Below are 19,629 nucleotides of genomic sequence, written 5' to 3'. Positions count from 1 at the left end.
GTCCGCTTTATTATGCTATTTTTTTCTCTGAAATTCCCATAGCGGCAATGAGGCAGGATGAGCAGCAAACTCGACACTTTTATTCAGCAGGCCGTCAGCGCCGTGCCCATCAGCGGCACGTCGCTGATTGTCTCTTTGTACGGCGATGCGCTGGCTCATCGAGGCGGCGAAATCTGGCTGGGTAGCCTCGCGGCGATGCTGGAGCCTTTGGGATTCGGCGAACGTTTTGTGCGCACGTCGCTTTTTCGCCTCAATAAAGAGGGCTGGCTGGACGTGGAGCGAGTGGGGCGCCGTAGTTTTTATCGCCTGACCGATATGGGCCAGAGAATGACCCGCCGCGCTGAGTCGAAAATTTATCGCGCCGGACAGCCTGCCTGGGACGGAAAGTGGCTGCTGCTGCTTTCCGAAGGGTTGGAAAAAACCACGCTGCAACAGGTGAAAAAACAGCTCATCTGGCAGGGTTTTGGGGCGCTCGCGCCGAACCTGATGGCTTCGCCCTCGCAAAACCTCGCGGATATCCAAAGCCTGCTGCATGAGGCGGGCGTGGCTGAGCAGGTCATCTGTTTTGAGGCTGAATCTCCGCTGCAAACGTCCCGCGCAGCGCTGAGATCCCGCGTGGAAGAGTGCTGGTTGCTGACCGACAAAAACGAACGTTACGCTGAATTTATCAACTCTTTTCGCCCGCTTTTACCGCTGCTGCGTGAGGCGGGAAACGATGAGCTAACGCCGCAGCGCTGTTTTCACATTCAGCTGCTGCTGATCCACTTCTACCGCCGTGTCGTGCTGAAAGATCCGCTGTTGCCGGATGAACTGCTGCCGCCGCACTGGCTGGGGCAGAACGCCCGCCAGCTGTGCATCAATATCTATCAGCGCGTCGCCGCCGGGGCGCTTACCTATGTCAGCGAGCTGGGCGAAACCTCGGTGGGCGACTTGCCCGCCCCGGTGAGCGGTTACCAGAAGCGATTCGGTGGACTCACCCCCTAAAATAAGGAGCCCGTATGTCCATTTATCAGATTGATGGCCTGACGCCTGTCGTCCCGGAAGACAGCTATGTTCACCCGACGGCGGTGCTGATCGGCGACGTTATTCTCGGGCACCGCGTTTACATTGGCCCGAATGCCAGCCTGCGCGGGGATTTTGGGCGGATTATCGTCGAAGACGGGGCGAATGTGCAGGACAACTGCGTGATGCACGGTTTTCCTGAACAGGACACCGTTGTTGAACAGGATGGCCACATCGGGCACGGCGCCATCCTGCACGGCTGCCGCATTGGCAAAAATGCGCTGGTGGGCATGAACGCGGTGATTCTGGATGGGGCACAAATTGGTGAGAATTCGATTGTCGGCGCAGCGGCTTTTGTTAAAGGCAAGGCGGAATTTCCGGCGAATACGATGATTATCGGCAGCCCGGCGAAAGCGATACGTGAATTACGGCCTGAAGAGCTGGCCTGGAAGAAACAGGGCACGAAGGAGTACCAGGATTTAGTTATTCGCTGCCAGCAAACGATGCATCAGGTGGAGCCGCTGCGGGAGGTTGAGGCGGGGCGGAAGCGTCTGGTGTTTGAGGATTTGCATCAGCCTAAGAATAGCTGTTAATTCCCCTCACCCCGGCCCTCTCCCCAAAGGGGCGAGGGAGAAAACAGGTTTGGAGAATAGTGTTTATCCCCTCTCCCTTGTAGGGAGAGGGCAAGGGTGAGGGGCAGTCACCCAGAGAGCAAATCTTACGCCGTAACGATGCTGTCGATAGCCGCTTTCGCGTCAGTCTGTGCTTTAGCCGCTACTTCCGGGCCATAGCCAAAGCCTTCAGCAAACACGTAATTCACGTCGGTGATCCCGATGAAGCCCAGGAACACGTTCAGGTAAGGCACCAGCAGATCGGTTGGGGTGTCTTTATGGATCCCGCCGCGGCTGGTCACAACCAGAGCACGTTTACCGGTTACCAGGCCTTCAGGGCCTTTCTCGGTGTAGCGGAAGGTTACGCCAGCGCGAGCCACCAGGTCGAAATAGTTTTTCAGCTGGGTAGGGATGTTGAAGTTATACATTGGCGCGTTGAAGACAATCACGTCGTGCGCTTTCAGTTCGGCAATCAGCTCATCAGACAGCGCCAGAGCTTCCTGCTGACGTGGGGTCAGCGCGGCATCGGAAGGGCGCAGAGCACCGACCAGTTCACCATCCAGCACTGGAATTGGGTTTGCTGCCAGGTCACGAACGGTGATTTCGTCAGCGCTGTGTTTTTCACGCCATTGTTCAACAAAATAGTCGGACAGCTGGTTGGACTGAGAGTAACCTGCCAGGATGCTGGATTTCAGAACTAATACTTTGCTCATGGGGTGATTCCTTAGTGTTTGGTCAGTCGGACAGTGTGCCCGTTCGTTAGGACTTACTGTATTCACAATCCGATGACAGAGATAGCGCAATATATCGAACCCTATATTCGAATTTATTGAACAAGGCGCTGGAAATCGGGGTGTGGTAAAATAGCGGAAATTGACGCCGTGACTTATCCGGTTGTGCCCGGTAGCGAAATAACGATAGATAAAATGGAAATGACAAAACCCTCGCTGTCCTCTTTGTTCGCCCGTCTTGACGGGCTGATGCTCCGCGACAGACAACGCTTTTCTCGCCGCCTGCACGGCGCGAAGAAAATTAAAAATGCTGACGCTCAGCAGGCCTTATTCGACACGCTGGCCGCAGAAATTGACGCCGCAGCGGGCAAAGTACAGCTGCGTGAAGCCGCGCGCCCGGCGATTACCTACCCTGAAAACCTTCCGGTCAGCCAGAAGAAACAGGACATTCTGAACGCCGTGCGCGACCACCAGGTGGTGATCGTGGCGGGTGAAACTGGCTCCGGCAAAACCACTCAGCTGCCAAAAATTTGTATGGAGCTGGGGCGCGGTGTTAAAGGGCTGATCGGCCACACTCAGCCTCGCCGTCTGGCGGCACGTACCGTGGCTAACCGTATTGCGGAAGAGCTGCAAACCGAACCCGGCGGTTGCGTAGGTTATAAAGTGCGTTTCTCCGACCACGTCGGCGACAACACGATGGTCAAATTGATGACGGACGGGATCCTGCTGGCGGAAATTCAGCAGGACAGGCTGCTGATGCAGTACGACACCATCATCATCGATGAAGCGCACGAACGCAGCCTGAATATCGACTTCCTGCTGGGTTACCTGCGTGAACTGCTGCCGAAGCGCCCCGATCTTAAAATCATTATTACCTCGGCGACTATCGATCCGGAGCGTTTCTCGCGCCACTTCAATAACGCGCCAATTATCGAAGTGTCAGGCCGCACTTACCCGGTGGAAGTGCGCTATCGCCCGATGGTGGAAGACAATGACGATGTCGATCGCGATCAGCTGCAGGCGATTTTCGACGCTGTGGATGAGCTGGGCCACGAAAGTTCGGGCGATATCCTGATCTTTATGAGCGGCGAGCGTGAAATTCGCGACACCGCTGATGCGCTAACTAAGCTCAACCTGCCGCATACGGAAATTCTGCCGCTCTATGCACGTCTGTCCAACAGCGAGCAGAACCGCGTTTTCCAGGCGCACGTCGGGCGGCGCATTGTGCTGGCGACCAACGTCGCGGAAACCTCGCTGACGGTGCCGGGGATTAAATACGTTATCGACCCAGGTACGGCACGTATTAGCCGCTACAGCTACCGCACTAAGGTTCAGCGCCTGCCGATTGAGCCAGTGTCTCAGGCTTCGGCCAACCAGCGTAAAGGCCGCTGCGGCCGCGTATCGGAAGGGATCTGTATACGTCTTTATTCCGAAGATGATTTCCTGTCGCGCCCGGAATTTACCGACCCGGAAATTCTGCGCACCAACCTGGCGTCGGTCATTCTGCAAATGACGGCGCTGGGCCTGGGGGATATTCAGGCGTTTCCGTTCGTAGAGGCGCCGGACAAGCGCAACATTCAGGACGGCGTGCGGCTGCTTGAAGAACTGGGCGCCATTACCAGCGATGAAGACCATAGCGTTTACAAACTGACGGCCTCTGGCCGCCAGCTTTCGCAGCTGCCTGTCGATCCGCGCCTCGCTAAAATGGTGCTGGAAGCGCAGAAATTTGGCTGCGTGCGTGAGGTGATGATCATTACCTCCGCGTTGTCGATTCAGGATCCGCGCGAGCGGCCGATGGATAAACAGCAGGCATCTGACGAGAAACATCGCCGCTTCCACGACAAAGAGTCTGACTTCCTGGCCTACGTGAATCTGTGGAATTACCTCGGCGAGCAGCAAAAATCGCTCTCTTCGAACCAGTTCCGCCGCCAGTGCAAGCTGGACTTCCTCAACTACCTGCGCGTCCGCGAATGGCAGGATATTTACACCCAGCTGCGCCAGGTGGTGAAAGAGCTTGGCCTGCCGGTAAACAGCGAGCCGGGGGACTTCCGCTCGGTGCACTCGGCGCTGCTGACGGGGCTGCTGTCCCACATCGGGCAAAAGGACACGGAAAAGCAGGAATACACCGGGGCGCGCAACGCCAGATTTTCCATCTTCCCAGGCTCGGGCTTATTTAAAAAACCGCCGAAGTGGACGATGGTCGCCGAGCTGGTGGAAACCAGCCGCCTGTGGGGGCGCATTGCCGCCCGGATAGACCCGGAGTGGATTGAGCCGCTGGCACAGCATCTGATTAAGCGCTCCTACAGCGAACCGCACTGGGAGAAAGCCCAGGGCGCGGTAATGGCGCAGGAAAAAGTAACTCTGTATGGCCTGCCGATTGTGGCGGCGCGGAAAGTGAATTACAGCGATATCGATCCGGCGCTGTGCCGCGAGCTGTTTATTCGTCATGCTCTGGTTGAGGGCGACTGGCAAACCCGTCACGCGTTCTTCCGCGATAACCTCAAGCTGCGGGCGGAAATCGAAGATCTGGAGCATAAATCCCGTCGCCGCGACATCCTGGTGGATGACGAAACGCTGTTTGAGTTTTATGACCAGCGCATCGCCCATGATGTAATTTCCGCACGCCACTTCGACAGCTGGTGGAAAAAGATCAGCCGCGAAACGCCGGATCTGCTGAACTTTGAAAAAAATATGCTGATCAGGGAAGGCGCGGAGCAGGTCAGCAAGCTGGACTATCCGAACTTCTGGCATCAGGGCAACCTCAAGCTGCGGCTGACTTACCAGTTTGAGCCAGGTGCGGACGCCGACGGCGTGACGGTGCATATCCCGCTGCCGCTGCTGAACCAGGTTGAAGAGTCTGGTTTTGAGTGGCAAATCCCTGGCGTGCGCCGCGAGCTGATTATTGCCCTGATCAAATCGCTGCCGAAGCCGGTGCGCCGCAATTTTGTGCCGGCCCCGAACTACGCGGAGGCGTTTTTAGGCCGGGCTACGCCGCTGGAACTGCCGCTGCTGGACAGCCTGGAGCGCGAATTCCGCCGCATGGCGGGCGTCACCATAGACCGGGAAGACTGGCACTGGGATCAGGTGCCCGATCACCTAAAAATGACCTTCCGCGTGGTGGACGAGCACAACAAGAAGCTCAAAGAGGGCAAAAACCTCAGCGAACTGAAAGGTGGCCTGAAGGATAAAGTGCAGCAGACGCTTTCCGCCGTGGCGGATGACGGCATCGAGCAGAGCGGGCTGCACATCTGGAGCTTCGGCTCGCTGCCGGAAAGCTATGAGCAGAAACGCGGCAATTACCGGATGAAAGCCTTCCCGGCGCTGGTGGATGAAAAAGAGAGCGTGGCGATTAAGCTGTTTGATAACCCGCTCGAGCAGCAGCAGGCGATGTGGCGCGGGCTGCGCCGTCTGCTGTTGCTGAACATCCCGTCGCCGGTGAAATATCTGCACGAAAAGCTGCCGAACAAAGCCAAGCTGGGTCTTTATTTTAACCCGTACGGCAAGGTGCTGGAGCTTATCGACGACTGCATTTCCTGCGGCATTGATAAGCTGATTGCGCAAAACGGTGGGCCGGTCTGGAGTGAAGAAGGCTTTGCCGCGCTGCACGAGAAAGTGCGCGCCGGGCTGAACGATACGGTGGTTGAGATTGCCAAACAGGTGGAGCAGATCCTCACCGCGGTCTTTAACATCAACAAACGGCTGAAAGGGCGTGTGGACATGACCATGGCGCTTGGCCTGTCGGATGTTAAGACGCAGATGAGCGGCCTGGTTTACCGAGGTTTTGTCACCGGCAACGGCTATAAACGCCTCGGTGACACGCTGCGTTACCTGCAGGCAATCGAAAAACGGCTGGAAAAAATGGCTATCGATCCGCACCGCGATCGCGCGCAGATGCTCAAGGTGGAAAGCGTGCAACAGGCCTGGCAGCAGTGGCTGAACAAGCTGCCGCCGGCCAGCCGCGAAAACGAAGAGGTGCAGGAGGTCCGCTGGATGATCGAGGAGCTGCGCGTCAGTTATTTTGCTCAACAACTTGGGACCCCGTACCCGATTTCCGATAAGCGTATTTTGCAGGCCATGGAGCAGGTAGTTTTATAGATAATACTGACTCATTCATTATTTTCGATGGATGAGTCTGTCTGTTCTTTCGACTCAATGTAAATAATAAAGAAATCAGCTTAGGATGTTGCTCAGATGGATATTAGTCGTGTTCAGAAAGCGTTAATTATAGGCAGTATTTTTATTACCTCTGGATGTGGTTATGTTATGCCCGCTATTGATTTAACCCACGGTGTACTGGTCAGGTATGCAGAGAAGCAGCAGCTGAATGCACCCCCGCCTTATACTTTCGATCGCGTAACATGGTATGCGCTCAGGAATGACCTCGTCCACGATTGCGACAGAGCATCCATTGGCGAGGGATCTTATTTTTCCTGGTCCGGAGCCCCTCCTTGCAAAGATATGACTATTCTGGACAGCATGAATCAGGATCCTCAGAAAGTCATGACCGTCTATTTCTTTTATAAAGGATATCGCCGCCCTGACAATGAAGTTAAGGCACCGCGCGGCCAGTCTGAATTGTTTCTCACCGAGCTGGCGGCGAGCACTGCGGCCAGAAATCTTGGGGCAAATCCTGATATTTACTCTGAGTATGAACAAGACCGCGACACTATGGGGTTAGCGAATGTTGATAAAGCAACCTTCGATAGGGGACTGGCTGCTTTTACGGCAAAGCAATTTGAGTTCCGTCGACGCTATCAACAGCTGGAGGCTATTGTTGCTGAGGAAAATAAAAAACTTCTGCAGGAAACCAAACAGGCATTCGCTAAAAGCTCTCCTGAAGGCAGGATAAATTATGAAATCGTTGATTTGACGGGGAGTGCTGTCAATCAGGTTAATGCTGAACTCAGGCGTCTTAATTTCGTTCGCCGCAATGTTAATTATTCTCACAGCGTCGACATTAATAACGGTAAGAAGACGGTGACCATGGGGGTGGATTATATCTACACGGTTAATGGCCGAGTGCTGCCCGATTATTTTAATCCGCAAACATTGGTTAATAGCCTTGAGGTGGAGGCTGATAAGTGCCAGAAGTATGGGACATATGCATCTTCGGCCGCTGCCGTAGCGGATTGTATTCGGCCCGTAACGACGGCTATTCGGATTTGGGGGGCGATGGCCAGAGATAAAAATATCTCCGACCAGGAATGGCTTAGCGGCTCCAATGGTGAGATTGACGGAAAGATTAATATCCGTAAATGGGTTAGAGAGACCGGCCATAATAGCGGTGCTTTTTAACATTGGCTAAGCGGGTAACACATTTACCCGTTTTGACTAATTAACCCTTGCCAGCGTAAAACCGTCCCAGCCTTTACTGCCTACCGTCTGTAGCGCAGTGGCAGAGAGATTTGGGTTGTTGCCCATCAGTTCGATAAAGGTTCGCACGCCCTGAACGCGGTCATCAATGCTCTCAGGGTTGGCAACCTCGCCGTCACGGACCACGTTATCACCGATGATTAACGTCCCGGGACGCGAATATTTTAATGCCCACTCAAGATAAACCGGGTTGTTCGGCTTATCGGCATCAATAAAAATCACATCGAACGGTGCGTAGTGGCCTAAACCGGCCAGCGTTTCTGCCGCTGGGCCAACATGCAGGTCAATCTGTTTTTCCAGCCCGGCAAGCTGAATGTTCCTTTGCGCAACTGCGGCGTGACGAGGGTCAGCTTCAAGGGTGACGAGCTTGCCGTCAGCGGGCAATGCTCTTGCCATCCAGACGGAGCTGTACGCCCCGAGCGTCCCAATTTCCAGAATCTTTCTCGCGCCGGTAATCTCCACCAGCAATTGCAGGAATTTCCCCTGGTTCGGGGCCACATCGTGGGCGGGCAGCCCGGCGGCATGATTATTGGCCAGAATTTGCTGGAAAACAGCATCGGAAGGGATCAGGGAATGAACGAGGTACTCATCAACATCGGACCATTTTTTCTGCATCGCTTACTCCATATTTAGAGATAACGTTTTCCCTCTCGCTTTGCGTGAGAGGGAATGGGATATCCGATCAGGCAATACGCTGCGTATGCTCCGCTTTGCTGCGGGTGATTTTCACCGGCACGGATTTTGACGTCGGCGTACCCGTACCGTCCCCGACGCTGCCGAGCGGCACCAGCGGGTTGGTTTCCGGGTAATAGGCCGCGAGATTACCACGCGGGATATCATAGGCCACCAGCTTAAAGCCGCTAACTTTACGGGTGATGCCGTCATGCCAGATGGTTTCTATATCGACCTTATCGCCATCGTTCAGACCGAGTTCACCCATATCATCAGGGTGAATAAACAGGATTTCACGCTGGCCGTACACGCCGCGATAACGATCGTCGAGGCCGTAAATCGTGGTGTTGTACTGGTCGTGAGAGCGCAGCGTTTGCAGCGTGAACGGGGCTTCCACACCTTGCCACAGCGAATCCGGCAGCGGGGCATTGCTGAACTCAGCCTTGCCGCTTGGCGTATTAAAGCGCAGTTCTGCCGCCGCGTTACCCAGGTAGAATCCCCCAGGTTCTTCGCAGCGCTGATTGAAATCTTTAAAGCCAGGTAATGTGGCGGCGATGTGATCGCGAATCAGATTATAGTCGTCGGCCAGCGCCAGCCAGTCCAGTTTGCTTCTGCCCAGAACGGCATCAGCGATGCTGGCCACAATCGCGGTTTCAGAGCGCTGGGTGTCCGCAATCGGCTTGCCGATGCCTTCGGAGGCGTGAACCATGCTAAAGGAGTCTTCGACGGTGACAAACTGGCGGCCAGAAACCTGCATGTCTTCTTCGGTACGGCCAAGCGTCGGCAGGATCAACGAGGCTTTACCCGGCACCAGGTGGCTGCGGTTCAGCTTGGTGCTGATGAACACGGTCAGGCCGCAGCGGCTGATGGCTTCTTCCGTGCGCGGGCTGTCCGGTGCCGCAGCGGCAAGGTTGCCGCCAAGCGCAATCAGCACTTTGATTTCGTCGCGCAGCATCGCGGCCAGGGCTTCAACGGTATTGTGGCCATGTTCGCGCGGAGGCGTAAAATCAAAGTGTTTGGCCAGGTTATCGAGCAGGCTTATCGGCGGCTTTTCATCGATCCCCATCGTGCGGTTACCCTGCACGTTACTGTGGCCGCGCACAGGGCAAAGGCCCGCACCCGGACGGCCTAAATGGCCGCCCAGCAGCTGCAGGTTAACGATTTCCCGCACGGTATTCAGGGAGTGTTTGTGCTGGGTGATGCCCATAGCCCAGGTGAAAATCACCCGCTTTGAATGCTGCCAGATAGCTGCGGCGTCGCGAAGCTGCAGTTCGCTCAGGCCGGACTGATGGGTGATTTTCTCCCAGCTGGTTTCATCGATGGCGGTAAACCAGGCTTCAACGCCGTGGGTATGGGCATCGATAAACGCCAGGTCGAACACGCCGTCTTCACCTTCGGTGATGAGGCGACGATGGGTTTCCAGCAGGGCTTTTGCCATACCGCGTACCGCCGCCATGTCGCCACCAAGATTTGGCTGGTAGTAGTTGGTGCTGATGGTGCCCGCCAGCGGGGTGATCACTTCCAGCGGTTTTTGCGGATCGGCGAAGCGTTCCAGGCCGCGCTCGCGCAGCGTATTGAAGGTGACTATTTGCGCCCCGTTTTCTGCCGCATGGCGCAGGCTGTGCAGCATTCGCGGGTGGTTGGTGCCGGGATTCTGGCCAAACACAAAAATGGCATCGGCTTTGTCGAAATCATCCAGCCGAATAGTGCCTTTCCCGACGCCGATACTGCGTTTTAGCCCGCTGCCGCTGGCTTCATGGCACATATTTGAGCAATCCGGGAAATTGTTTGTACCCAGCATGCGGCCAAAAAGTTGATAAAGATAAGAGGCCTCATTGCTGGCGCGGCCAGAGGTGTAAAGCTCAATCTGGTCGGGGTTATCCATCGCCTGAATATGTTGCGCAATCAGGCTTAGCGCGCTGGCCCAACTGATAGGCTCGTAGCGATCGGTTTGAGGATTGTAGCTGAGCGGTTCAGTCAGGCGGCCCTGATATTCAAGGAAGTAGTCGCTTTGCTGATAGAGTTTGCTGACGCTGTGTTGAGCAAAAAAGTCGCTGTCGATAAAGCGGCGAGTCGCTTCCCAGGTGACCGCTTTGGCGCCATTTTCGCAGAAGCTAAAGGTGCTTTTGTTATCATCCCCCCAGGCGCAGCCCGGGCAATCAAAGCCTTTGGCTTTGTTCATACGCAGCAGGTTGCGCAGGTTTTTCAGAGCATGTTTGCTGTCGATGACGAAGCGGGTGGTCGCTTCGAGAGAACCCCAGCCGCCCGCAGCGGCCTGGTAAGGCTTAATAGCCGATTTGAATTTCATATGGCAGGTGTCACTTGTTATGGTTGATTGCGCAATAACACAGATGAGTTGCTTACCTTTAGTTTACTCCTGATTAACATTTGTGGAAGCGCTAACGTCAATCGGCCATCAACGAAACGGCCAGGATTCACGGCAGCAGGCTGTTAAAATACCGGGCATTAATGCCAGTCAATGAAGGGAATACTGATGTTGTATGCCAGTGATATTAGGGATATTGAAGAGCTGCAGCGCGTTGAGACAGCCGCTGCGCACCGCTTTCTTGCCGTGCCTGAACTGGCTTTTTTAGCCTCCGCTGGGGTAACGAGCAAGCAGACTCACGCCTCTGCCATCGAAAATAAGCTCGCCTGGAAGGTCGTCGGGAGCGACGGCAGGATCCAGGGTTTTTGCTATTGCGAGCGGCACGAGGATTCGCTTTATCTGGCTGAGATATCTACCCATCCGGATTTTCAGCGTCAGGGCGTAGGGGCTATGCTGCTGGCTGAAGTCAAACGCATGGGGCAGGCGCTTGGCGCAAGCCAAATCACGCTGACAACTTACAGAGATGTGAGCTGGAATGGCCCCTGGTATGCACGCCACGGTTTTGTCGTTATAAATGATGCGGAGTTAACGCCGGCGCTTTCTTGCTGCCTTGCGCACCAGCGCGAAGAAGGCCTGATGATTTTACCCCGTTGCGCAATGCGGTATTTACTCGGGGAGGGGAAGCCCCCGGTCGGTAAACCATTTTTGTAGCCGCGTGAGCTGGCGGATGTGGTAGCCGATGGCCAATTCTTCGTACAGCGTCGAGGGAGGCGTCAGCGGCGCGACATCGGGTCTGCCGCTCAGGATGGCCCGTCGTGCCTGATGCCAGGCCCGTTGTTTCATCTCAATTTCATCTGGCCTTGTTACCCGATGTTTACTCACGGTCATAGTCTGCCTACTTATTGTGAGGCGCGATTATACCCTGCAAAGACGTCAATATGTTGTCCGATCTCCACGGGTGTTAATTTTCGTTCAAAAAAATCTAGTCTTGTCATAATGTTGCGTAATAATTACCCAGCAGACGCGCGATATATTCTGTCAATGGCTGACACGACCTGTCATTTGTTCGCGCTAACATTCCTGACACCGACTTGCAGGAGACACACTCATGACCCCCCCCGAAAAAAGCACGCAGCTTGCCAACAGAATTGCCGGTATTTTTTGTGAAATGCTGAACTGTGAGCGCGTGTCCCGTCATCAACTGGCCAGTAAATTTGGCGTAAGCGAACGGACGATATACCGGGATCTCCGGCGGCTAAGCAACTATGTTTATCATGTGGGGGACGATCAGTATGCCCTCAGCCTGGAAGTCACCCAGCAACTGGAAAACTATCTGCAACGAGTGAAGCGGGAAAAATGATCGGCTACAGGCGATAACGGGCTTAAAGCTTCGTGGCTCCGTCGCCGATAATGCGATAAATTATTCTTTTTATTAACAAAATAACCACAATTAACTCAAGGGTAAGATGCGTACTGAAAGCTTAACTGATATCGCCTATCGTCACTTTGTGGAGAGCGTAAAAGACTACGCTATCTACATGCTGAACGTTGATGGCACCGTAGCCACCTGGAACGAGGGGGCGCTGCGAGCGAAGGGATATCTGCGCGAGGAGATTGTGGGGCAGTTTTTTGGCGTTTTCTACAGCGATGCGGAGCAAAAAAACGGGCTGCCCGAGCGTAATCTGAATATCGCACTTAAAAATGGAAAATTTGAAGGGGAAGGCTGGCGCTATCGCAAGGATGGCAGCCGGTTTTGGGCGCATGTGGTGATTGATGCCATCTATGATGAGCATCACACGTTGTTGGGCTATGCCAAAATTACGCGGGATATTAGCGAGCAGAAGGTTGTGATCGACAAAATCTCGTGGCTTGCTCGCTATGATGCGCTGACCGGGCTCCCTAACCGCGTCGAATTCTTCAGTTTTGTGGAGAAACTGTTCACTGAGTCTGACTATAACCACATTGCTATTTGCACCGTTGATCTCGATAAATTCAAAGAGATCAACGATACCGAAGGGCATTTAGTCGGTGACCAGCTTCTGCAGCGAGTTTCATCCTCGGTGCTTAAAGCGATGGAAAAAGATGAGATAGTTGCCCGCTTTGGTGGCGACGAATTTGTTGCAGCCAAACCTTATAACCACGATGACGAACTGCGTAATTTCACCGAGCGCTTGCACAGCTGTTTTGTCGGCAAACAGATTTTTGCCCACAGCGAAATTACCGTTAGCGCCAGTATCGGCGTGGCGGTTTACCCTGATGACGCCACGGACATCAATACGCTTATCAGCAATTCAGATCTGGCGATGTACCGTGCCAAAGCCAATCTGGATAACAAGATCTGCTGGTATGAAAAAGACATGGATGAAAAAACGAGGCAGCGCAACCTGATGGCCGCGGATATTCGCCGTGGCATCAAAGAAGGGCAGTTCTTCATTCATTACCAGGAGAAACGCTCGCTGAAAGATAAGGCGATTACAGGCTATGAAGCGCTGCTTCGCTGGAATCACCCGGAGCAAGGACTGATTCCACCTGATGAATTTATCCCTATTGCCGAGGAAAGCGGGGCCATTGTTCCGCTGGGCTATTGGGTGATTGAAACAGTATGTAAAGAGTCGCTTGCCAACAAGCTGGACAAAAAAATCTCGATCAATATTTCTCCAGTGCAGCTGCGTAATCTCAGCTTTATCGACAACGTCCGTGACATTCTCATGCGAACGGCGTGGCCAATAACGCTGCTTGAGTTTGAGGTGACGGAGACTGCGTTCATTATTAATAAAAAGCTGACGTTTAATATCCTGCATCAGTTCCAGAAAATGGGGATCAGCATTGCGCTGGATGATTTTGGTACCGGATATTCTTCTTTGAGCACGCTGCGGGAATTCCATTTTGACGTTATTAAACTGGATCGTAGCTTCCTGACGAACGTTGAAAGTAACTTCCAGGCGCGTTCCTTCGTTCGGGCGATCATTTCGCTCGGCAACTCCATCAATACGCCGCTAATCGCCGAAGGAGTGGAAACCAACGAGCAGCTACGTATTCTGGAGGAAGAAGGGTGTACCGAAATTCAGGGCTTCCTGTTTGGACAGCCGGTTGATATCAAGAACATTCATCGCTGAAAGGGCGGCAGAACAGCGGCTGGCACAAACCTGTGATCCACTTAACTCTCCGGGACTTCTGTGAGCTTCATTAACGCAAATCTGTGACGTGGCGCGTAATGTTTTTCCGCGCCGGGGCCGATGACCTTTGAAGGGAATTCCCCATACAAAGAGAGTCACGGACATGTCGATAAAAACTCTGACCCCACAAAACGGCGTGCGCTTCTGGCATCACATCCGGCTGGTGCCGCTGTTTTCCTCTATCCTCGGCGGCATTCTGCTGCTGTTTGCGCTATGCATCGGTTTCGCCAGCTATTTTCTCATTCAGAGTGACCGTGCGCTTCAGGACGTCACCGAAGAAATCCAGGTGCGAATGGGGCTGGCGGACAGCGCCAACCACCTGCGTACGGCACGTATCAATCTGATCAACGCCGGAGCCGCAAGCCGCGTGGCGGATATGGATCAGGTTAAGCAGAACGTGGCGAATGCCGAAGGGCTTATCCAGCAGGCGCAGGCTGGCTTCAGCGCCTATATGGCGCGAAAAGTAAAAACGCAAGCTGATCAGGCGCTGGACAAAGTGCTGCAGGATGACTTTGCCGCCTACCTTGAAAAAGGGATGAAGCCAATGCTGAAGTTCGCCAAAAACGGCATGTTTGAGGCGATCATCACCCATGAAAGCGAAGTGGTGCGCAAGCTGGACGGCGATTACGATGCCAAACTGCAGCAGGCCGTCAACATCCGTACCGACCGGGCAAACGCCCTGAGAGAGCAGGCCGACAGCCGCACCCGTACCAGCGTGGCGCTGATGGCCGGGGCCTTTGCGATTGCGCTGTTTATGACGGTGTTCACCTTCATCATGCTGCGTCGCGTGGTGATTGGTCCGCTGCAGCGCGCCGCGAAGCGCATCGAGCACATCTCCGCGGGTGATTTGACCCAGCCAGCAGAGGTGACCGGCAACAGCGAAATTGGCAAACTCAGCCAGCACCTGCAGCATATGCAGCAGCAACTGGTCAGCACCGTCAGCACGGTGCGCGAAGGTGCCGAGGCTATCTATCAGGGCTCGAGTGAAATTTCCGCCGGCAATACCGATCTCTCTTCCCGCACCGAGCAGCAGGCGGCGGCCATTGAACAGACCGCCGCCAGTATGGAGCAGTTGACCGCCACGGTGAAACAAAACGCCGACAACGCCCACCACGCGACAAAGCTTGCGGAAGATGCCTCCCAGAAAGCCAGCGACGGCGGGCGTATTGTGTCGGGCGTGGTCAGCACCATGGACAACATCTCCTCCAGTTCGAAGAAAATCTCTGAGATCACCGCGGTGATTAACAGCATCGCTTTCCAGACCAACATTCTGGCGCTGAACGCCGCCGTGGAAGCGGCAAGGGCGGGGGAGCAGGGGCGAGGTTTCGCCGTGGTGGCAAGCGAGGTGCGAACGCTGGCACAGCGTAGCGCCCAGGCGGCAAAAGAGATCGAGGGGCTTATCAGCGAATCCGTGTCGCTGATCGACAGCGGCTCCCGCCAGGTGGCGCAGGCTGGCACCACGGTGACCGGGATTGTCGAGGCCGTCCGCCGCGTGACCGATATTATGCTGGAAATTGCTGCCGCTTCGGATGAGCAGAGCCGTGGTATTCAGCAGGTTGGGCAGGCGATACACGAAATGGATAACGTCACGCAGCAAAATGCCTCGCTGGTGGAGGAGGCGTCTGCCGCCGCTGTTTCTCTGGAAGAGCAGGCCGCCCGCCTGACGGAGGCGGTTGGAGCCTTCCGTCTGACAACGGGCTTCACCGCTGCGCCGCAAAAACAGGCCGTCGTTACTTCTCCTGCGTCCTCCACGGTTCGCCAGGCGACGGCGTCTGCCGACAACTGGGAAACATTCTGACCGATCTCTCTCGCGGCTCAGAAATGGGCCGCCTCTCACTTCTTTCCGTTTCGCCTCCGCCCCCTGTTGCGCCCTATCTTTAGAATCAGTAAGGTGTGCGCAAATTGACGAAATAGCCGGAAAAAACATGAGTTCAAAAGATCCGCTGCACGGCGTGACGCTTGAAGCGTTGCTTAACGCCCTGGTCGAACGTTACGGCTGGGCCGAAATGGCGCGGCAGGTAAATATCAACTGCTTTAAAAGCGATCCCACCATTAAGTCCAGCCTGAAGTTCCTGCGCCGTACGCCCTGGGCGCGCAAAGAAGTGGAAGAGATGTACATCGCTTCTCTGGATGAGCCAGAGACCAGAAACGACGCACCGGCGGACAGCCCCTGGGCCAACTGGCAGGCCAAAAATAAGGAATAACCATGCTAACTGGCCTGAATCACTTGACGCTTGCGGTGCGAGACCTGGCGCGGAGTCTGGCGTTTTATCAAAGCCTGCCGGGCATCAGGCTGCATGCGTGCTGGGAGGCCGGGGCTTATCTTTCCTGCGGTGACTTATGGCTGTGTCTTTCTCTGGACGCAAAGGCCGGTGAGCGGCCCGCGCATTATACCCACTACGCGTTCAGCGTGAGCGCAGAGGCCTTTCCCCGAACGGTTAAGGCGCTGGAACAGCAAGGCGCGCGGGTCTGGAAAGACAATCGCAGCGAAGGGCATTCCTTCTACTTTCTTGACCCGGATAACCACCAGCTTGAGCTGCACGTCGGGGATTTAGCCAGTCGGCTTGCGGCCTGCCGGGCAAAACCTTATCAAGGTATGACTTTTCAGGGCGTTGGCCTGACGGTGCGGCATGCCTCGCTGGAGGAGATCCTCGCGCTTTACCACCGCCTGCCCGAATTTGGTGATTGTAGAAGCGTGGCGGATCTTCAGACTCGTCTCGCAACGAACCAAACCAGCCAGCTTATCGCCTGTGTCAACGGCGTTCCCGCCGGGTTTAAGCTCGGCTACGCGCTCGGTGAGACGGCGTTTTACAGCTGGCTCGGCGGCGTTTTACCTGAGTTCAGGCGGGACGGCGTCGCTCAGGCTTTACTGGTCGAGCAGGAAAAATGGGCGATGGAACAGGGCTTCCGCACGCTGACCGTGAAAACCCGCAACAAATTTCGCGGCATGCTAATGATGCTGCTTAAAAACGGCTATCAGCTTATTGAGATTGAGCCGCAGGGCGACCCGGACGATCACCGCCTGCTGCTGCGCAAGTCGCTGGCAGCCTGAAACAGCCCTTTCAGTCGCATCTGATTGGCGTATAGCCTTGACCGGGCTAGGCTACACGCTGGTTTTTAACCGGGAGGATCCCGCTCATGATGACATCCCCAACCTTGAGTCAGCCGACAATTCAGGCCGTTAATACGCTCGGCCAGTGGCTGGCGCAAAGCGATTTTACAGGCGCACCGCAGGCACAGGATGCCGATCTGATTATCCTGGCCGGTAACGCCGTGATCCCAACGCTCGAGGCCGCGTGTGAGTTTGCCGCCAACAGTGAAAAACCGCTGCTCATCGCCGGCGGTATAGGCCATTCCACAACATACCTCTACGCGGAAATTGCCCGCCACCCGCGCTACAACACGATTCCAACCACCGGCCGTGCCGAAGCGGCGATCATCCAGGACATTGCCCACCAGTTCTGGAAAGTCCCGAACGAGAAAATTATCACCGAAGAGAAATCGACCAACTGTGGGGAAAACGCGCGGTTTAGCGTGGAGAAAATGGCCGAACATGGCCTGAGCCCCGAGCGTGTGCTGATTATTCAGGATCCGACCATGCAGCGCCGCACCGTGGCGACTTTTGCTCGCGTCTGGCAGGGCGACGCGCAGGCGCCGGAATGGCTAAGCTGGCCCGGCGTGTCTCCTGAATTAGTCGAGGGAGAACAGGGCACTGTTTTTGCCGGAGAAGCGGAAGGTTTATGGCCGATTGAGCGCTACGTTTCGCTGGCGCTGGGTGAAATTCCTCGCTTACGTGACGACGCAACCGGCTATGGTCCGCAGGGGCGGGACTTTATCGTTCACGTCGAAATTCCCCCGCAGGTGATGGCTGCCTGGCATGCGCTCCAGCAGAATATGGCGCTAAGCGCATTGATTCGCGAGCGGGGGCTGTAATCCCGCTGGCTTTGCTCTGAGTAACGTTAAGGCTAAAAAATTACAGGCTGAAACAAATTAACGGGCATAATATGTTGATGTTCATCATCTTTCTGACAAATTATCTGGTAGTGGAAGACATACCAGAAGGCTCGTTAAAATCAGGAAAATCAATTTATTGATTTTCGGCTGATAGTCACAAAGAGGGAAAAACCGCGTTTTTTTCCTCTTTGTCAGTAATTTTATACTCTTTTAATGTTTCTTCGTTATCCTGGCATTCAACGTAATTTCAGGGCAGAGGCTCTTATGCGCACTAAATACACCTCGGTACAGATTTCGATCCACTGGCTGGTTTTTCTGCTGGTCGTGGGGGCTTATTGCGCCATGGAACTGCGTGGCTTTGCCCCGCGCAGCTACCGGCCACTGATCAACGCCATTCATTTCACCTGCGGCATTTCCGTGCTGGGGCTGATGGTTGCCCGTCTGCTGGTGCGCATCAAATACCGCGCCCCGGCCATTGTGCCAAAGCCGCATCCAGCGGTGACCGGCATCTCTCATCTGGTTCACACGATTATCTATCTGATGTTTATTGCGCTGCCGGTGCTGGGCTTTCTGGCAATGTACTACCGCGGCAGTGACTGGGTGGCCTTTGGGTTACAAATGCCGGTGGCGGCGGTACCGGACGAAGACCTGGAGTTCAGCATCAAATCCTGGCATGAGCTTCTCGCCAACACCGGCTATTTCGTGATTGGCCTCCACGCCTTCGGCGCGCTGTTTCACCATTACGTCTGGAAAGACAACACGCTGCTACGGATGATGCCTGGCAAACGCGGGCAGCCCTGACTGCCTGCCGCTAGCCTTTTGAATACTGCCGGGGTGAGCAGCCCATCACCCGTTTGAAAGCCTTACCGAACGCGCTTTCTGATTCATACCCCAATTCCACAGCAATACGCGCCAGGGAATCACCGGACTGGCGCAACCTGTCAGAAGCCAGCATCATTCGCCAGCGCGTCAGGTAGTCAATAGCCGATGCGCCCGTCACCGCTTTAAACCGGGCGGCAAACACCGACCGCGACATCCCCACGCGCTCCGCCAGTTTTTCCAGCGTCCAGTTGAAGGCAGGCTCTTTATGCATGCAGGTCAGAGCCAGACTGAGCTGTTTATCCGCCAGCGCATATAGCCAGCCCACGGCGGGCTGATGAGTTAAGTGCAGCCTCAGAGCCTGAATCAGCATCATCCAGGCGAGCTGCTGGACGATAAGCGCGCTGCCGGGGCGAGGATGGCGGACTTCATCGGTCATTTGATCCAGCGCCCAGCGCATGGCGGCCTTACTCTCAGGTTGCTGAATGCAAACGACCAACGGCAAAGAGTTCAGCAACAGGTCGGCCGCTTCCCCACTCAAAACAAAATGCCCGCCGACCAGGAAACAGCTTTCCTGCTGGCCGGGAACAACGTCAGGCCCCAGCTTCCCTGCCTCGCGCAGCGTGTAAAAATCCACGGGGGTGGCATCCAGCCCGGTAGCCAGGCAAAAAGGCGGCCCCGGCGGCAGAAGATAACAGTCACCGGCCTGAAGCAACTGCGGTTCACTCATACCGTCAACCGAAAGCCAGCAGCGGCCTGACACCACGGCATAGCACTTGATGCCGACATGCTCAGGCCACTGAATGGCCATACCTTCATGCAGCGCCACGCCGCCGGAGGCATAGCTTTGGGGTTTCAGCAGGGAAAGCAGTTCAGACAGCGGATCCATAGTAACTCCGGACGATGGGACCAAAAATGGCGACTTTTGAACATTGTTCGTATTGCTCCCTCTGTTTACAGTAAAT

16 protein-coding genes and 1 pseudogene are annotated in these 19,629 nt (G+C 55.1%); 13 read left to right on the top strand and 4 right to left on the bottom strand.

Annotated features, from left to right (window positions below; translation table 11 throughout):
* Window positions 1-57 precede the first annotated feature (57 nt).
* A complete protein-coding gene (paaX, locus tag F3J28_RS07035) occupies window positions 58-984 on the top strand; it encodes a phenylacetic acid degradation operon negative regulatory protein PaaX (RefSeq protein WP_166874190.1) in 927 nt (308 codons plus the stop codon).
* A 14-nt stretch (window positions 985-998) separates the two neighbouring features.
* Window positions 999-1,595, top strand: coding sequence for a phenylacetic acid degradation protein PaaY (paaY, locus tag F3J28_RS07030; RefSeq protein WP_166874186.1), 597 nt, complete (start codon window positions 999-1,001; stop codon window positions 1,593-1,595).
* 125 nt (window positions 1,596-1,720) lie between these two features.
* Here the strand turns inward: paaY and azoR are convergent, their stop codons facing one another.
* Window positions 1,721-2,326: an FMN-dependent NADH-azoreductase gene (gene azoR, locus F3J28_RS07025; protein WP_166864322.1), complete on the bottom strand. Its 606-nt coding sequence runs from the start codon at window positions 2,324-2,326 to the stop codon at window positions 1,721-1,723.
* 213 nt (window positions 2,327-2,539) lie between these two features.
* On the opposite strand from azoR, the gene hrpA reads away from it, so the two are divergent.
* The gene (gene hrpA, locus F3J28_RS07020) at window positions 2,540-6,439 is read left to right on the top strand and encodes an ATP-dependent RNA helicase HrpA (RefSeq protein WP_166874184.1); all 3,900 of its coding nucleotides are present in this window, start codon (window positions 2,540-2,542) and stop codon (window positions 6,437-6,439) included.
* A gap of 96 nt (window positions 6,440-6,535) precedes the next feature.
* Entirely contained in the window at window positions 6,536-7,639 is a 1,104-nt protein-coding gene (locus tag F3J28_RS07015; protein ID WP_166874181.1) for a hypothetical protein, read from the top strand.
* 36 nt (window positions 7,640-7,675) lie between these two features.
* Here the strand turns inward: F3J28_RS07015 and F3J28_RS07010 are convergent, their stop codons facing one another.
* Together F3J28_RS07010 and F3J28_RS07005 are read right to left on the bottom strand one after the other, a co-directional pair.
* Window positions 7,676-8,332 (bottom strand): O-methyltransferase, encoded by a 657-nt coding sequence (locus F3J28_RS07010; protein WP_166874179.1) that lies wholly within the window; start codon window positions 8,330-8,332, stop codon window positions 7,676-7,678.
* A 67-nt stretch (window positions 8,333-8,399) separates the two neighbouring features.
* Window positions 8,400-10,697 carry an FdhF/YdeP family oxidoreductase gene (locus tag F3J28_RS07005; protein WP_166874176.1) on the bottom strand — a complete coding sequence of 766 codons (2,298 nt, stop codon included), beginning with the start codon at window positions 10,695-10,697 and terminating at the stop codon, window positions 8,400-8,402.
* Between the two features lie 186 nt (window positions 10,698-10,883).
* On the opposite strand from F3J28_RS07005, the gene F3J28_RS07000 reads away from it, so the two are divergent.
* The 9 genes and pseudogenes from F3J28_RS07000 to cybB all read left to right on the top strand — a co-directional run bounded on the left by F3J28_RS07000 (window position 10,884) and on the right by cybB (window position 18,646).
* Window positions 10,884-11,426: a GNAT family N-acetyltransferase gene (locus tag F3J28_RS07000; RefSeq protein WP_166874173.1), complete on the top strand. Its 543-nt coding sequence runs from the start codon at window positions 10,884-10,886 to the stop codon at window positions 11,424-11,426.
* A 397-nt stretch (window positions 11,427-11,823) separates the two neighbouring features.
* Window positions 11,824-12,075, top strand: coding sequence for an HTH domain-containing protein (locus F3J28_RS06995; protein ID WP_166874171.1), 252 nt, complete (start codon window positions 11,824-11,826; stop codon window positions 12,073-12,075).
* 106 nt (window positions 12,076-12,181) lie between these two features.
* Window positions 12,182-13,831 (top strand): putative bifunctional diguanylate cyclase/phosphodiesterase, encoded by a 1,650-nt coding sequence (locus F3J28_RS06990; RefSeq protein ID WP_166874168.1) that lies wholly within the window; start codon window positions 12,182-12,184, stop codon window positions 13,829-13,831.
* Window positions 13,832-13,994: 163 nt separating this feature from the next.
* Window positions 13,995-15,689, top strand: coding sequence for a methyl-accepting chemotaxis protein (locus F3J28_RS06985; protein WP_166874165.1), 1,695 nt, complete (start codon window positions 13,995-13,997; stop codon window positions 15,687-15,689).
* Between the two features lie 127 nt (window positions 15,690-15,816).
* The gene (locus tag F3J28_RS06980) at window positions 15,817-16,095 is read left to right on the top strand and encodes a VF530 family protein (protein ID WP_008459193.1); all 279 of its coding nucleotides are present in this window, start codon (window positions 15,817-15,819) and stop codon (window positions 16,093-16,095) included.
* 2 nt (window positions 16,096-16,097) lie between these two features.
* Window positions 16,098-16,496, top strand: a pseudogene (gene fos / locus F3J28_RS22375) (fosfomycin resistance glutathione transferase); the annotation flags it as partial.
* On the top strand, window positions 16,488-16,943 hold the full coding sequence (locus F3J28_RS06975) for a GNAT family N-acetyltransferase (RefSeq protein ID WP_166874513.1): 456 nt from the start codon (window positions 16,488-16,490) through the stop codon (window positions 16,941-16,943). The pseudogene fos and the gene F3J28_RS06975, both read left to right, overlap by 9 nt.
* An 86-nt stretch (window positions 16,944-17,029) precedes the next feature.
* The gene (locus F3J28_RS06970) at window positions 17,030-17,824 is read left to right on the top strand and encodes a YdcF family protein (RefSeq protein ID WP_166874163.1); all 795 of its coding nucleotides are present in this window, start codon (window positions 17,030-17,032) and stop codon (window positions 17,822-17,824) included.
* 285 nt (window positions 17,825-18,109) lie between these two features.
* On the top strand, window positions 18,110-18,646 hold the full coding sequence (gene cybB / locus F3J28_RS06965) for a cytochrome b561 (RefSeq protein WP_166874160.1): 537 nt from the start codon (window positions 18,110-18,112) through the stop codon (window positions 18,644-18,646).
* Between the two features lie 10 nt (window positions 18,647-18,656).
* Here the strand turns inward: cybB and F3J28_RS06960 are convergent, their stop codons facing one another.
* Window positions 18,657-19,553, bottom strand: a complete 897-nt coding sequence (locus F3J28_RS06960) for an AraC family transcriptional regulator (protein ID WP_166874158.1) — start codon at window positions 19,551-19,553, stop codon at window positions 18,657-18,659.
* Window positions 19,554-19,629: the final 76 nt, after the last annotated feature.

This window comes from Enterobacter sp. Ap-1006 (assembly GCF_011752835.1).
Taxonomy (GTDB): domain Bacteria; phylum Pseudomonadota; class Gammaproteobacteria; order Enterobacterales; family Enterobacteriaceae; genus Cedecea.
This window is presented reverse-complemented; position numbering and strand designations above follow the sequence as displayed.

What these genes read in the sequence shown, in the direction of transcription:
- azoR (WP_166864322.1), bottom strand. Translation starts at nt 2,326, where the DNA reads ATGAGCAAAGTATTAGTTCTGAAATCCAGCATCCTGGCAGGTTACTCT.
- paaX (WP_166874190.1), top strand. Translation starts at nt 58, where the DNA reads ATGAGCAGCAAACTCGACACTTTTATTCAGCAGGCCGTCAGCGCCGTG.
- F3J28_RS07010 (WP_166874179.1), bottom strand. Translation starts at nt 8,332, where the DNA reads ATGCAGAAAAAATGGTCCGATGTTGATGAGTACCTCGTTCATTCCCTG.
- F3J28_RS06960 (WP_166874158.1), bottom strand. Translation starts at nt 19,553, where the DNA reads ATGGATCCGCTGTCTGAACTGCTTTCCCTGCTGAAACCCCAAAGCTAT.
- paaY (WP_166874186.1), top strand. Translation starts at nt 999, where the DNA reads ATGTCCATTTATCAGATTGATGGCCTGACGCCTGTCGTCCCGGAAGAC.
- F3J28_RS06980 (WP_008459193.1), top strand. Translation starts at nt 15,817, where the DNA reads ATGAGTTCAAAAGATCCGCTGCACGGCGTGACGCTTGAAGCGTTGCTT.
- F3J28_RS07005 (WP_166874176.1), bottom strand. Translation starts at nt 10,697, where the DNA reads ATGAAATTCAAATCGGCTATTAAGCCTTACCAGGCCGCTGCGGGCGGC.
- F3J28_RS06985 (WP_166874165.1), top strand. Translation starts at nt 13,995, where the DNA reads ATGTCGATAAAAACTCTGACCCCACAAAACGGCGTGCGCTTCTGGCAT.
- F3J28_RS06975 (WP_166874513.1), top strand. Translation starts at nt 16,488, where the DNA reads ATGACTTTTCAGGGCGTTGGCCTGACGGTGCGGCATGCCTCGCTGGAG.
- F3J28_RS07000 (WP_166874173.1), top strand. Translation starts at nt 10,884, where the DNA reads ATGTTGTATGCCAGTGATATTAGGGATATTGAAGAGCTGCAGCGCGTT.
- cybB (WP_166874160.1), top strand. Translation starts at nt 18,110, where the DNA reads ATGCGCACTAAATACACCTCGGTACAGATTTCGATCCACTGGCTGGTT.
- F3J28_RS06995 (WP_166874171.1), top strand. Translation starts at nt 11,824, where the DNA reads ATGACCCCCCCCGAAAAAAGCACGCAGCTTGCCAACAGAATTGCCGGT.
- F3J28_RS06990 (WP_166874168.1), top strand. Translation starts at nt 12,182, where the DNA reads ATGCGTACTGAAAGCTTAACTGATATCGCCTATCGTCACTTTGTGGAG.
- F3J28_RS07015 (WP_166874181.1), top strand. Translation starts at nt 6,536, where the DNA reads ATGGATATTAGTCGTGTTCAGAAAGCGTTAATTATAGGCAGTATTTTT.
- F3J28_RS06970 (WP_166874163.1), top strand. Translation starts at nt 17,030, where the DNA reads ATGATGACATCCCCAACCTTGAGTCAGCCGACAATTCAGGCCGTTAAT.
- hrpA (WP_166874184.1), top strand. Translation starts at nt 2,540, where the DNA reads ATGGAAATGACAAAACCCTCGCTGTCCTCTTTGTTCGCCCGTCTTGAC.